Source organism: Kribbella deserti (genome assembly GCF_042434725.1).
GTDB lineage: Bacteria > Actinomycetota > Actinomycetes > Propionibacteriales > Kribbellaceae > Kribbella > Kribbella deserti.
Genome location: NZ_JBHLTC010000039.1, coordinates 159,794 through 172,690 on the forward strand (window position 1 = coordinate 159,794; position 12,897 = coordinate 172,690).

A 12,897-nucleotide genomic window follows, 5' to 3' on the forward strand; every position below is an offset into this window, starting at 1 on the left:
AGGTAGTACGAAGGATCAGCGAGCTGCGCGCTTCGCGGGAGCCTTCTTAGCCGGCGCCTTCTTGGCGGGGGCCTTCTTGGCAACGGTCTTCGCCGGAGCCTTCTTGGCGGGAGCCTTCTTGGCAACCGTCTTGGTGGCAGCAGCCTTGGCCGGAGCCTTCTTGGCAGCCGTCTTGGTGGCGGCGGCCTTGGCGGGAGCCTTCTTGGCAACCGTCTTGGTGGCAGCAGCCTTGGCCGGAGCCTTCTTGGCGGCGGTCTTGGTTGCGGCGGCCTTAGCCGGCGCGGCCTTGGTCGCGGTCGCCTTGGTGGCGGTTGCGGCGGGCTTCGGGGTGACCAGCTTCGGCAGCTTCTTCGCACCGGAGACAACGGCCTTCAGCTCGGCGCCGGCCCGGAACTTCGGGACCACCGTCTTCTTGGCGCGCTTGGTCTCACCGGTCCGCGGGTTGCGAACCATGCGAGCGCCACGCTCGATCGCCTCGAAGGCGCCGAACCCGGTGATGGCGACCTTGCCACCCTTCTTGGTCAGCTCGCGCTGGACGGTGTCGATCACCGACTCCAAGGCGTGCTGAGCGGAACGGCGGTTTCCGTCGAAGTGCACTGCGAGCGCTTCGACCAACTGACTCTTGTTCACTGCTTCCCTCCGTGAACGTAGGTGTCGAGCACCGCGCTCGATCTTCAGGGAACGTTATGGACCTTTCACGCCCTGTACAAACACCCACGCGGCACTTTTCTTGTATTTCATGGCATTTCGCCGGTTCTGGGCCCCAGAAGGGCTGTTTTTTCCCTTCTGAGCAACGAACCGGCGACCATGGGTGAGGACTCAGCGCCGCCGGCCACGCACTTTACGAACCCCCGAACGGGTCGAATCGAGGCCGCGCGTGACGGCGTTGTCGCCCTTTCGGGCCCGAATCGTGTCGCTCGCCTTGCCCAGCAGCCAGTCCAGCAAAGGCACTCCCACCGCGAGGATCAGCCACATCAGCAACCGCTTACGCAGGAACAACCACATGCCCGGAGCCCCTTTCGCTTGTGTTGCAGCTGACATTAGCGCCAGGGTTCAAGCGACACCATCACGAACGCGTCAGAGCCAGCCGCGGCGTTTGAAGACCTGGTGCAAGGTGACACAGACCAGACCCATCAGGGCCACCGCGAAGGGATATCCATAGGTCCAGTCCCGTTCCGGCATCACGTCGAAGTTCATGCCGTAGACGGTGCCGATCAACGTGGGCGCGAACAGGATCGCCGCCCACGCGGAGATCTTCTTCACCTCTTCGTTCTGGCTGTTGCTGGCAACCGTAAGACTCTTCATCTCTTCGTTCTGCTTCTGCGCGACCAAGGTGGCGTTCACGGTCAGGATGTCGCGCAGCAGTTCACGGAAGGCGTCCACCTTCTCCACCACCTGGGTGACGTGGTCGGCGACGTCGCGCAAGGAACGCTGCAGTTCCTCGTCCACCTTGTACTTGTCGAAGCCCTTGCGCAGCTGCTCGAGGATGCCGATCAACGGCCGGGTGGCGCGCTGGAACTCGATCACCTCACGCGAAAGCTCGTAGATACGCCGCGACACCTTCGGATCACCGCGGAACACCTCGGTCTCGATCTCGTCGATGTCGTTCTCCAGCCCGGCCACCACCGGGGCGTAACCGTCGACGACCTTGTCCATGATCGCGTACAGCACGGCCTCGGTACCGCGCAGCAGCAGCTCGGGATCGCGTTCCACCCGGCGCCGTACGGCGGCCAGGTTCGGCGCCTCGGCATGGCGAACCGTCACCACGAAGTCAGGCCCGACGAACAGGTGCACCTCGCCGAACTCGACCTCCTCGGTCTCGTCGCGGTACCGGGCGGCCTTCAGTACGACGAACAACGTGTCGCCGTAGCGCTCGAGCTTCGGTCGCTGGTGGGCCTGGATGGCGTCCTCGATCGCCAGCTCGTGCAGGTCGAACTCCTGCGCCAGCGAGGCGAGTTCGCGCCGGTCCGGGCGATACAGGCCGATCCAGGCCAGGCTGCCGGGCGTCTCGTGCAGGCCCTGGTAGGTGTCCGCGAGCGTGTCCGGTGAGGCGACGCGGCAACCACCGCTGTAGATCGCACTGTCCACGACGCTGTGGCCCTTGGGTTTCGGGGGCTTCACGGGCTCGGCGACCGGCTCGGGCTGGACCGGGGCGCTACCACCGATGGCGTAGCGGCGCGCGGCGGCGCGAAGGGACGGCGTACGGCCGAAGGCACGAAGCGTGCGCAGGCGAAGGTCGGACATGACGGTCCTCCAGGAGAAGGCGTGACAGGTGAGGTGAGCGACATCGGCCCGACCCCGCGGCAGGACACTGCACTGCCACTGAAAAGCGCTTCGGGTCACCGGCATGGCTGTGGACATGCCGATGACCCGACCTGGACGAAGGAGAGGTCAGCGCGTCAAGGTCGAGCGAAATCGGTATGTCTGGAGGGATCGCTGCTCATCAGCGCCTCACCTCCTACGATCTCGACACCTTGGTCTGACAACGGCCTCAGCCTAACACCGAAGCTATGACGACCGCGTTACGCGATTATGCCTTCGCGGGCAGGGTGGCCGGCTTGAACGACGGCCGGGTTGCCTCGTACGCGGTGATGTCGGCCTCGTTCGACAAGGTGATGCCGACGTCGTCGAGGCCGTTCAGCAAGCGATAGCGGGTGTAGTCGTCGATCTCGAACGGCGCCACCAGATCGCCTGCGGTGACGGTCTTCTGCTCCAGGTCGACCGTGACGGGCGTGGCCGGATCGTCCTCGATCACCTTCCAGAGCTGCTCGACGGCCTCCTGCTCGACCAGGGCGGCGAGCAGACCGGCCTTACCCGAGTTGCCCTTGAAGATGTCGGCGAACCGCGACGAGATGACCACGCGGAATCCGTAGTCCATCAAGGCCCAGACGGCATGCTCACGCGACGAACCGGTGCCGAAGTCCTCGCCCGCGACGAGGACCGAGACGCCGGCGTACTCCGGCTGGTTCAGCACGAAGGCCGGGTCGTTGCGCCAGGCCGAGAACAGCCCGTCCTCGAAGCCGGTCCGGGTGACCCGCTTGAGGTAGACGGCCGGGATGATCTGGTCGGTGTCGACGTTGCTGCGCCGCAGCGGTGCCGCCGTACCGGTGTGAACGGTGAAGGCTTCCATGACTTCTTCCTCGATCTCAGACGTTCTGCGGGACGGCTACGTCGACGGGCTCCAGGTCCGCCGGAGCGGCCAGGGTGCCGGTGACGGCGGTGGCGGCGGCGACCAGCGGCGATACCAGGTGAGTACGACCGCCCTTGCCCTGCCTGCCCTCGAAGTTGCGGTTGGAGGTGGACGCGCTGCGCTCACCCGGCGCGAGCTGGTCCGGGTTCATGCCCAGGCACATCGAGCAGCCGGCTCCACGCCATTCGGCGCCCGCGTCCTTGAAGATCACGTCCAGGCCCTCGGACTCGGCCTGCAGCCGGACCCGGCCCGAACCCGGTACCACCAGCATTCGGGTGCCCTCGGCAACCTTCCGGCCGGCCAGTACACCGGCGGCCGCGCGCAGGTCCTCGATCCGGCCGTTGGTGCAGGAACCGAGGAAGACGGTGTCGACCTTGATCTCGCGCATCGGCGTACCGGCGACCAGGCCCATGTACTCCAGGGCGCGCTCGGCCGCGATCTTGTCGCCCTCGCTGTCGAAGTCGTCCGGCGACGGCACGCTGGCCGACAGCGCAACGCCCTGGCCCGGGTTGGTTCCCCAGGTCACGAACGGGGCGATGTCCTCGGCGCGCAGTACGACCTCGCGGTCGAAGGTGGCGTCGTCGTCGGTGGCCAGGCTGTTCCAGTACTCGACGGCGGCGTCCCAGTCGGCGCCCTGCGGCGCGTGCGGCTTGTCCTTCAGGTACGCGTAGGTGGTCTCATCCGGCGCGATCATGCCGGCCTTCGCACCCCACTCGATCGACATGTTGCAGATCGTCATCCGGGCTTCCATCGAAAGCGCGCGGATGGCCTCGCCGCGGTACTCCACGATGTAGCCCTGGCCACCACCCGTACCGACCTGAGCGATCAGCGACAGCACCAGGTCCTTGGCGGAAACACCGTCGGGCAGTACGCCGTCCACGGTCACGGCCATCGTCTTGGGCCGGGCCTGCATCAGGGTCTGCGTGGCGAGCACGTGCTCGACCTCGCTGGTGCCGATACCGAAGGCGATCGCGCCGAAGGCACCATGCGTAGACGTGTGGCTGTCACCGCAGACCACGGTCATGCCCGGCTGGGTCAGCCCGAGCTGCGGGCCGATCACGTGCACGACGCCCTGATCGGGATCGCCGAGGGTGTGGATCCGGATGCCGAACTCCGCCGCGTTCTTGCGCAGCGTGTCGACCTGGGTCTTCGAGACCGGGTCCGCGATCGGCTTGTCCACGTCGAACGTCGGAACGTTGTGGTCCTCGGTCGCGATGGTCAGGTCCGGGCGGCGCACCTGGCGGCCGGCCAGGCGCAGGCCGTCGAACGCCTGTGGACTGGTGACCTCGTGCACCAGGTGGAGGTCGATGTAAAGGAGGTCGGGCTCTCCGTCGGCATGGCGCACGACATGCGCATCCCAGACCTTCTCCGACAACGTCCGACCCATCAGACTGCTCCCTACGATGTTTGGTGAGGTGGCTGCAACTTGGCTGTGGGATTAACGGGGGTGAACCCCCAGATAGCCACAGTGCTCCCGCGCCGCCTCGTCTGGCGACTTGCGTTCCACGATTCGAGACGGCAATATCGTCTCATGGACAACTCTAGCGGAGTCGGCGTTCTCGACAAAGCAGCTCTCGTGCTGTCCGCACTCGAGTCCGGACCGGCGACCCTGGCCGGACTCGTGGCGGCGACCGGACTGGCCCGTCCCACCGCGCATCGGCTCGCGGTGGCCCTCGAGCACCACCGGCTCGTCGGTCGTGACATGCAAGGACGATTCGTACTCGGCCCGCGGCTGAGCGAGCTCGCCTCGGCCGCCGGTGAGGACCGCCTGCTGGCGACGGCGGGCCCGGTGCTGGCGCGGCTTCGCGACATCACCGGCGAATCGGCGCAGCTGTTCCGCCGCCAGGGCGAGTACCGGGTCTGCGTGGCCGCCGCCGAGCGCCCGTCCGGTCTGCGCGACACCGTGCCGGTCGGCAGCCAGCTGACGATGGCCGCGGGATCCGCCGCTCAAATACTGCTTGCCTGGGAGGACCCGGAGCGCATGCACCGCGGGCTTCACAACGCCACCTTCAACGCGGCCGCCCTGGCCGGCGTACGACGTCGTGGCTGGGCGCACAGCGTCGGCGAACGCGAACAAGGCGTCGCGTCCGTCTCGGCCCCCGTCCGCTCCCCCTCCGGCAAGGTGATCGCGGCCGTGTCCGTCTCCGGCCCGATCGAACGGCTCTCCCGCCAGCCCGGCCGCATGCACGCCCCCGCCGTGATGGCCGCCGCCGAACGCCTCTCCGAAGCCCTACGCCGCGCCTCGGAGTAACCCAAACCACAAAAGCCCCTGCCGTACCTCACCAGGTACGACGGGGGCTTTTGGCGTCATGACGGCTTGCGTCGACTCGTCCCGACCAGGAGCACGTAAACGGACACTGTCGAGTCGACGACTTCGTACAGAATGCGACGTTCATCCAGCCGAAGCCGCCTGATCGAGCCATCGCCGAGCGCCGTGCTGCCAGCTGGATACGGATCGTCAGCGAGGCTGGTTCGTCTCCAGCAGACGCAGGGCCTCTTCGTGCTCGATCCACACGCCTTGCTTCTTCACCGCTTCAGCAATGGCGATATCAGCCTGGTCGGGCTCTTCGAGTTCGGCTGGGCCTTGGGCCAGCGGGTAGCTCTCGCTCATGGCATGACTGTACCGATCAGGACGGACAAATACCGGCCGGCGATGAGAAGTTGTGGATAACGCCGAAAGGCCTCCACCGGGGTGGAGGCCTTTCGGGTTTCTCTGGTAGCCCCGACGGGATTCGAACCCGCGCTACCGCCTTGAGAGGGCGGCGTGCTAGGCCGCTACACAACGGGGCCAGAGGTTTGTTTTCCAGCCCTTGCGGGCCTTCCAACGAGGTTGGACTCTATCTAATTTCCAGCGATTTAGTCCAATCGCTGGGGTACTAGGACTCGAACCTAGACTAACTGGACCAGAACCAGTCGGGCTGCCAATTACCCCATACCCCAAAGCTTTTTACTGCGATTATGAGAGCTTCTTACTGCTTCTTCCGCCCTCACAACCTGGCGCGTTGAGCCTACCTGACCAAGGGCCCCGGCAGCAAAACGGGGGTCCCTTGGCCAGGTGTCACTCCTGTCACACGGGTTTCGCCAGCGGCGGCAGGGCCACCCGGGCGGTGCGCTGCAGGTCGAGCTTGCGCGCGATCCACAGGCCGATCGCGGCGAACAGCACGAACTTCGCGATGTCCACCAGTACCAGCGACCAAGGCGCGTCGGTGATGCCGAGGCTCTCGGTCACCGAGTCGGTCATCGCCGCGAAGATGAACGTGATGATGTTGTTCACCGCGTGTACCGCGATAGCGGCCTCCAGACCGCCCGTGCGCACCACCAGCCAGCCGGCCAGCACACCGAAGGCGAACCGGTCGAAGAACAGCGCCAGGCTCTCCCACGGCCACACACCGTGGAACAACGTGAAGATCAGCGCGGTCAGCAGGATCGGCACGATCGGGCTGCGCATGATCGAGCCGAAGGCCTGCAGCAGGTAGCCGCGGAAGAAGTACTCCTCCCCCGCCGCCTGGAACGTCGACGTGAGCAGCACCACGACGATGATGGCCGTCGCGTCATCGGCCTTACCGCTCACCTCGGTGGCGAAGTCAACGGGCAGCAGCAGCGCGACTCCGAGCATGGCGACCTCGACCACCACCGCGGCGATCAGGAAGATCGCCAGCGGCCGCCAGCGCAGGCCGGGCTTGAGCGATGACAACAGACCGCTGGGCTGCTGGTGCAGGAACTTCGCCATGCCGAGACTGAGCGGAATCAGCGCCGCCAGCGACAGGTTCGTCGCGAGCAGCATCTCCCAGCCGACCTTCTTGGCCGCCTCCGGATCGAGCGCCTGGATCGGCAGCACGCAGATGACCGTGATGATGATCCACCCGCACAAGATGGCGAGGGTGCCGAGCGCGGGCCGCCAGACGGCGAACCAGGAGTTCCGCATCTGCCGGTGGTACGGCTGCGGATCACCCGGTACGACGTCCTGCAGCGGGAATTGGTTGTAGGCCATGGCTCAGTCCGTACTGAGGCCCTCGCGGGCCCGGTCGAGCCGGCCGAGCGAGATCTCCCGTCCGAGCAACTCCATCGACTCGAACAGCGGCGGCGAGATCCGGCGTCCCGAAATGGCGAGCCGGACCGGGCCGAAGGCGTTCTTCGGCTTCAGCCCAAGGCCTTCCACCAGCGAAGCACGCAGCGCCTGCTCGATCGCCTCGGTGCTCCACTCGGACAGATCCGCGAGCGCCTTCGACGCCGCCTCGAGCACCGCGCCGGACTCGGTCGTCAGCACCTTGGCCGCGGCGTCGGGATCGATCGAGAACTCCTCCTCGCCGACGAACAGGAAGCCGAGCATGTCGACCGCCTCGGACAGCGTGTTCATCCGCTCCTGCACCAACGGCGTGGCCGCCGTCAGCATGCGCAGCTGGTCCTCGGTCGGCTCGGCCGCGACCAGGCCTTCCTTCGCCAGGAAGGGCACCAGGCGCTCGGCGAAAACCTCCGGCGCGAGCAGCCGCATGTGCGCGGCGTTGATCGCCTCGCACTTCTTCGGGTCGAACCGGGCCGCGTTCGCGTTCACCTTGCGGATGTCGAAGGCCTCGATCATCTCGTCCATCGTGAACACGTCGCGGTCGTCGGCGATCGACCAGCCGAGCAGCGCCAGGTAGTTCAGCAGGCCCTCGGGCAGGAACCCGCGCTCCATGTACTCCCCGAGGCCGGAGCCCGGGTCGCGCTTGGACAGCTTCTTGTTGCCCTCGCCCATCACGAACGGCAGATGCCCGAACCGGGGCGCGACACCGTTGCCGATACCGATCTCGCCGAGCGCCTCGTACAAGGCGATCTGGCGCGGCGTCGACGACAGCAGGTCCTCACCGCGCAGCACGTGCGTGATGTTCATCAGCGCGTCGTCGACCGGATTCACCAGCGGGTAGAGCGGGTGACCGTTGGCCCGGACCAGTACGTAGTCGCCCAGGTTCTCCGGCAGGAAGGTGATCTCGCCGCGCACCAGGTCGGTGAACGTGATCGGCCGATCCGGCATGCGCAGACGCAGTACGGGACGGCGCCCGGCGTCGAGGTACTCCTTGACCTGGGTCTCGGTGAGCGCGCGGCAGTGGCCGTCGTACCCACTGTGCTGGCCGGCCGTACGCGCGGCCTCGCGGCGCTGCTCCAGCTCCTCCTGCGAGCAGTAGCAGTGGTAGGCCTTGCCCGCGTCGAGCAGCTTGCCGGAGATCTCGTTGTAGATGGCGAAGCGCTCGGACTGCAGGTACGGCCCGTACTCGCCGCCGACCTCGGGGCCCTCGTCCCAGTTGAGCCCGAGCCAGCGCAGGGACTCCAGCGTGTACGCGAGTGCCTCCGGCGTGTTGCGGGCCGCGTCGGTGTCCTCGATGCGCAGCACCATCTTGCCGCCGTAGTGGTGCGCGAAAGCCCAGTTGAACAAGGCGCTACGGATGTTGCCCACGGTCAGCAGACCCGTCGGCGAGGGTGGGAACCGAACCCTGACCTGGTTCGGTTCGAGTCCGCCCAGGACGTCGTCGTCGGTCGGGGCAGGCCTTTCAGTCACGCGTGATCACCTTGTTCGTCAGGGTTCCGATTCCTTCGATGCTGACCGCGACCTCGTCGCCGGGCAGCATCGGGCCGACACCCGCGGGGGTGCCGGTGAGGACCACGTCGCCAGGCAGCAACGTGGTGAAAGAGGTGATGTAGGCCAGCACCTCGGGAATGTCGAAGATGAACTGCGAGGTCCGGCCGTCCTGCTTGACCTCGCCGTTCAGAGTGGTCGTCACGCGCAGGTCGCTGACGTCCACGCCCGTGCTGATCCACGGGCCGAGCGGGCAGAAAGTGTCGAACCCCTTCGCCCGGGCCCACTGGCCGTCGGACTTCTGCAGATCGCGCGCGGTCACGTCGTTGGCGACGGTGTAACCGAAGATGACCTCGTCCACCCGCTCCTTGGGCACGTCGCGGCAGATCCGGCCGATCACGATCGCCAGTTCGCCCTCGAAGTGCACGTCGTTGGTCTGCTCGGGATAAACGATGCCGTCGCGCGGGCCGATCACCGAGGTGTTCGGCTTGAGGAAGATCATCGGCTCGGTGGGTACGTCGTTGCCGAGCTCGGCGGCGTGCGCGGCGTAGTTCCGGCCGACACAGACCACCTTGCTGCGCGGGATCACCGGCGCCAGCAGTCGTACGTCGGCCAGCTGCAGGCGTTCGCCGGTGAGCTGCACGGGCCGGTAGAGCGGGTCGGAGTCGAGCACGGCGACCGTGCCGTCCAGACCGAGCGGGTCGTCGGTTTCGACGATGCCGTACTTCGGTTCGTCGTCGACGGAGAATCGAGCGATACGCACGGATGAGCCTCTACTAGCGATGGTCAAGCGGTGGGATGAACGGATCGAGCCTACCGCCGGGCCGGGGTGAGACAGTGGGACGGTGAGCAATGTCAGCCTGGCCGCCCTCCCCCCAGCGGTGTGGCAGCCCCTGCGAGACGATCATGCGCGGCGCGCCGACGCCCTGGTCGCCGGTCACCTCGAGCGCCGCCGCCGTCGTGAACCCCATCCCGTCGAGGACTTCCTCTTCACTTACTACCCGACCCGGCCGAAGCAGCTGCGCTTCTGGCATCCGGGCCCGGGCGTGCAACTGGCCGAGGCTCCGGAGTACGAAGGCAAGCGGGGCTACCGCGTCATCGACGGCGTGGCCTCGATCGACCCCGCCGAGATCGTACGGCGCTCCGAAAGCATCGCGTGGATCCGGGAACTGCTCGCCTCGACGGCGGCCCGCCAACCCCAGTTCGGCTGCTTCGGCCTGCACGAGTGGGCGATGGTCTACCGCCAGAACGCGGACCAGGTCCGCCACAACGCCTGGCCGCTACGCCTTGGCTCGGGTGGTACGGACCAGGTGGTGGAGTCGCATCGGATCGGCTGCTCGCACTTCGACGCGTTCCGGTTCTTCACCGAGCCGGCCCAGCCGCTGAACGTCCTGCAGCCGCGTCGCGAGACCCAGCCGTTGCTGGAACAAGGTGGTTGCCTGCACGCGAACATGGACCTCTACAAATGGGCGTCCAAGCTGATCCCGTTCACGCCGGGCGACCTGCTGCTGGACTGCTTCGAACTGGCCCGCGACATCCGCGAACTCGACATGCGCGCCTCGCCGTACGACCTCCAGCCCCTCGGCTACGACCCCATCCCCATCGAAACCCCCGCCGGCAAAGCCGGCTACGCCACCGCCCAACGCACCTTCGCCACCCGAGCCCACCCCCTCCGCCACCGCCTCACAGCCCTCTGCGAAACCCTGCTCCCCTAACTTCTCTCGCTTACGCCCCGCCGCGCGGACGCGTCTGGCCCCGGACCGCGATGGTCGGCGGGAGTGTGCCCAGCGAGGCCCGCCGAGGTGCGCCCGGCAGAGTGGCTGGCCACCGTCGAGGTGGGTTACCACCTCGGATTCCGAGGTGGTAACCCACCAGCCCAATGGCTAGCCACGCGCAGGACACACCGCGACGGGGTTCGGCGCGACTGCCGGGGTTCGGCGCGGCTGCCGGGTTTTGCGCGGCTGCCGGGGTTTTGCGCGGCTGCCGGGTTTTGGGGTGCCCGCTGCCGAGTTGTTTGACCGCTACCCGGTTGCAGCCAGGTACTCGCACAAAAACTCGGCAGCCGACCGCAATCACCCGATCACCAACCACGCGGTCCAACTGGCAGCCAACCCGACCCACAGCCCGCCAAACCTCGACGCGTGGCGCACGGCAACCCTGGCCCGCAGCGCGGCAGCCCGTCGCGTGGCACGTGGCGGGTGGCGGGTGGCCAGCCTGATGCGAAGCGCGATAAGCCTGCGCAGCGTCCGCGCCAACCCGGCGCGGGACGTGCGGGACCTCCCGAAACCCGGCCAAATCCCACCCGATTCCCGCCCGCCTTAAGCGGATCCAGGCCAAACGCTCCATACCGGATCGATCTAGCGACACCGCACGCCAGTGAGACGCAGGGCGCAAACTCAGAGGTCGCGGAGGAAGCGGGAGGACTTGCCTGCCTGGTCGAGGTAGCCGCGGGCTAGGTAGAAGTCGTGGGCTCGCGCGCGGCGGTCGCTGCTGGTGACCTCCATGCGGGAACAGCCGCGTTCGATGGCGAAGGCCTCCGCGGCGGCGACCAATTCTGCGCCGATACCGCGGCCGCGCGCTTGGTCCGCGACAACCAGCGCCACGATCCGGGCCCAGGAGCCATCCTTCTCGAAGAAGGGGCTGACATGTACGGCGATCACGCCCAGCAACTCGGCAGCTTCGGTCGCTTGCTCGACGGCCTGTTCGGCCACGAGGACCATGCTGGCGGGGTTGTCGGCGAAGGTCTTGAGGCGGGCCTCGACTGATTGCACGCCGTCCTGGGGATAACCCAACTCGTCCAGCAGGCTGGCGATCGGGGCAGCGTCGGCACTCTCGGCTGGTCGTATCCGCATGGCTGGGAATCCTGCCACGGCATGGCAGGTCCCGGACACGTACCGATGGCGGAGGTCAAACGCTTGTAGGTTCTGGCGGTCTGATCGGCCGTCGCCTGAAACCGGAGAGTGCATGAACCGCCTGAGCAAGTTGACCCTCGCCGCCGTCGTTGCCGCCGTGCCCGCGATCCATGGCGGCACCGTCGCCGAGGCGGCCCCGGCCGCCGAGACCGGCGCGGCGATCCAGTGCTACGCGATGCCAGGTGGCGGGTGGATTCACAACGCCCGGACCACCAGCGCCGCGCCGAACCGCATCGGGCCGTACGAGGCGTGCCGCAACACCGGCACGATCGCATCCGGCCGTACGGTCGCGCTCGCCTGCTGGCTCTACAACGACTACAACAACCTCTGGTACAAGACGAACAGCAACACCTACATCTACAGCAGCCACTTCAGCTCATCGGTGAAGGACCGCCTCTCCCCCTGCGAGGGCTGACAACACCACCAACGCCCGGGTCCTCCACGCGAGGCCCGGGCGTTTTCACGTGCCGGCAGGACCTGGGCGCACGCTTGTAGCAGACGGCTGCAGTCAAACGCGTGATCGACACGCCAAGGGTTTGACTTCGCCATCTTCGCCAACAATACTTCGAACATACGTTCGATACGGGGTGAGGAGAAGTGGCATGCCAGAGCCGTTTGACTGGGAGATCCTGCACCGGCAGTCGGCGATGGCGATGGTGCGAGGGCAACTCGGGTTCAGCTGGCTCGTCCTGTCGGGGCGACTGGCCGAATTGACCGATGAGCAATACTTCTGGCGCCCAACTCCAGAGGCGCTGACCGTCGTACGGCGGCACTATGCGGGCCGCTTCCGCCTGCACGGGACAGGCGAGTGGACGGCGCAATGGCCGAACGAGCCGGATCATCGCGGGCCACGGACGATCGCCTGGCTGATCGCGCATCTGACCGAGACGTTCTTCGAGCGCTGGGAGTGGACCTTCGGCGAGAGCAGGCAGAGCCGGACGGACATCACCCTGCACGGCAACGCGCGTGATGCCGTCGCCTGGCTCACGCACTGGGTCGAGGCCTGGCAGCAGTCGATAGCCGAACTGCCTGAGGAGGATGTGATGCGAATAGGCCTGAGCCAGGCCACCGGACTGGACGCGGCATCACCATTCGGCCACGTCGTTCTGCAGCTGAACCGCGAGCTGATCCACCACGGCTCCGAGATCATGACACTGCAAGACCTGCACGCCCTGGCGGCCTGACCCACCCTGGCGACCCACCGGCCCGACCAGCCTGACTGGCCGTGGCGGCCTGACCGGCGG

The 12,897-nt window shown here is 66.9% G+C and carries 14 protein-coding genes and 2 tRNA genes; 4 read left to right on the forward strand and 12 right to left on the reverse strand.

The window, feature by feature from the left end; genetic code table 11:
• Window positions 1–15 precede the first annotated feature (15 nt).
• The 5 genes from ACFFGN_RS30675 to leuC all read right to left on the reverse strand — a co-directional run bounded on the left by ACFFGN_RS30675 (window position 16) and on the right by leuC (window position 4,577).
• Complete coding sequence (locus ACFFGN_RS30675; protein WP_380054817.1) at window positions 16–630, reverse strand: HU family DNA-binding protein; 615 nt, start codon at window positions 628–630, stop codon at window positions 16–18.
• Between the two features lie 189 nt (window positions 631–819).
• A complete protein-coding gene (locus ACFFGN_RS30680) occupies window positions 820–1,005 on the reverse strand; it encodes a hypothetical protein (RefSeq protein ID WP_380054820.1) in 186 nt (61 codons plus the stop codon).
• Between the two features lie 72 nt (window positions 1,006–1,077).
• A complete protein-coding gene (gene corA, locus ACFFGN_RS30685) occupies window positions 1,078–2,244 on the reverse strand; it encodes a magnesium/cobalt transporter CorA (protein ID WP_380054823.1) in 1,167 nt (388 codons plus the stop codon).
• Between the two features lie 286 nt (window positions 2,245–2,530).
• Window positions 2,531–3,130 carry a 3-isopropylmalate dehydratase small subunit gene (gene leuD, locus ACFFGN_RS30690; RefSeq protein ID WP_380054826.1) on the reverse strand — a complete coding sequence of 200 codons (600 nt, stop codon included), beginning with the start codon at window positions 3,128–3,130 and terminating at the stop codon, window positions 2,531–2,533.
• A gap of 16 nt (window positions 3,131–3,146) precedes the next feature.
• Window positions 3,147–4,577, reverse strand: coding sequence for a 3-isopropylmalate dehydratase large subunit (leuC, locus tag ACFFGN_RS30695; RefSeq protein ID WP_380054829.1), 1,431 nt, complete (start codon window positions 4,575–4,577; stop codon window positions 3,147–3,149).
• A 144-nt stretch (window positions 4,578–4,721) separates the two neighbouring features.
• Here leuC and ACFFGN_RS30700 point away from each other — a divergent pair, with 144 nt between their 5' ends.
• On the forward strand, window positions 4,722–5,441 hold the full coding sequence (locus ACFFGN_RS30700) for an IclR family transcriptional regulator (protein WP_012922430.1): 720 nt from the start codon (window positions 4,722–4,724) through the stop codon (window positions 5,439–5,441).
• Window positions 5,442–5,648: 207 nt separating this feature from the next.
• Here ACFFGN_RS30700 and ACFFGN_RS30705 read toward each other — a convergent pair whose 3' ends face one another.
• The 6 genes from ACFFGN_RS30705 to ACFFGN_RS30730 form a co-directional block, all read right to left on the reverse strand.
• Window positions 5,649–5,801: a hypothetical protein gene (locus ACFFGN_RS30705; protein WP_380054834.1), complete on the reverse strand. Its 153-nt coding sequence runs from the start codon at window positions 5,799–5,801 to the stop codon at window positions 5,649–5,651.
• A gap of 103 nt (window positions 5,802–5,904) precedes the next feature.
• Window positions 5,905–5,980 (reverse strand) — tRNA-Glu (locus ACFFGN_RS30710).
• Window positions 5,981–6,058: 78 nt separating this feature from the next.
• Window positions 6,059–6,130, reverse strand: a tRNA-Gln gene (locus tag ACFFGN_RS30715).
• Window positions 6,131–6,257: 127 nt separating this feature from the next.
• The gene (locus ACFFGN_RS30720; RefSeq protein WP_380054837.1) at window positions 6,258–7,181 is read right to left on the reverse strand and encodes a CPBP family intramembrane glutamic endopeptidase; all 924 of its coding nucleotides are present in this window, start codon (window positions 7,179–7,181) and stop codon (window positions 6,258–6,260) included.
• Window positions 7,182–7,184: 3 nt separating this feature from the next.
• Entirely contained in the window at window positions 7,185–8,723 is a 1,539-nt protein-coding gene (gltX, locus tag ACFFGN_RS30725) for a glutamate--tRNA ligase (protein ID WP_380054840.1), read from the reverse strand.
• Complete coding sequence (locus ACFFGN_RS30730; RefSeq protein WP_380054843.1) at window positions 8,716–9,504, reverse strand: fumarylacetoacetate hydrolase family protein; 789 nt, start codon at window positions 9,502–9,504, stop codon at window positions 8,716–8,718. The genes gltX and ACFFGN_RS30730 overlap by 8 nt, the downstream gene beginning before the upstream one ends.
• 82 nt (window positions 9,505–9,586) lie before the next feature.
• Between ACFFGN_RS30730 and ACFFGN_RS30735 the strand changes: the two genes are divergently transcribed.
• Window positions 9,587–10,456: a 3-methyladenine DNA glycosylase gene (locus ACFFGN_RS30735; protein WP_380054846.1), complete on the forward strand. Its 870-nt coding sequence runs from the start codon at window positions 9,587–9,589 to the stop codon at window positions 10,454–10,456.
• A 681-nt stretch (window positions 10,457–11,137) separates the two neighbouring features.
• Here ACFFGN_RS30735 and ACFFGN_RS30740 read toward each other — a convergent pair.
• Window positions 11,138–11,593 carry a GNAT family N-acetyltransferase gene (locus ACFFGN_RS30740; RefSeq protein ID WP_380054849.1) on the reverse strand — a complete coding sequence of 152 codons (456 nt, stop codon included), beginning with the start codon at window positions 11,591–11,593 and terminating at the stop codon, window positions 11,138–11,140.
• 112 nt (window positions 11,594–11,705) lie between these two features.
• On the opposite strand from ACFFGN_RS30740, the gene ACFFGN_RS30745 reads away from it, so the two are divergent.
• Window positions 11,706–12,068 (forward strand): hypothetical protein, encoded by a 363-nt coding sequence (locus ACFFGN_RS30745; protein ID WP_380054851.1) that lies wholly within the window; start codon window positions 11,706–11,708, stop codon window positions 12,066–12,068.
• Between the two features lie 187 nt (window positions 12,069–12,255).
• Complete coding sequence (locus ACFFGN_RS30750) at window positions 12,256–12,837, forward strand: DinB family protein (protein WP_380054854.1); 582 nt, start codon at window positions 12,256–12,258, stop codon at window positions 12,835–12,837.
• Window positions 12,838–12,897: the final 60 nt, after the last annotated feature.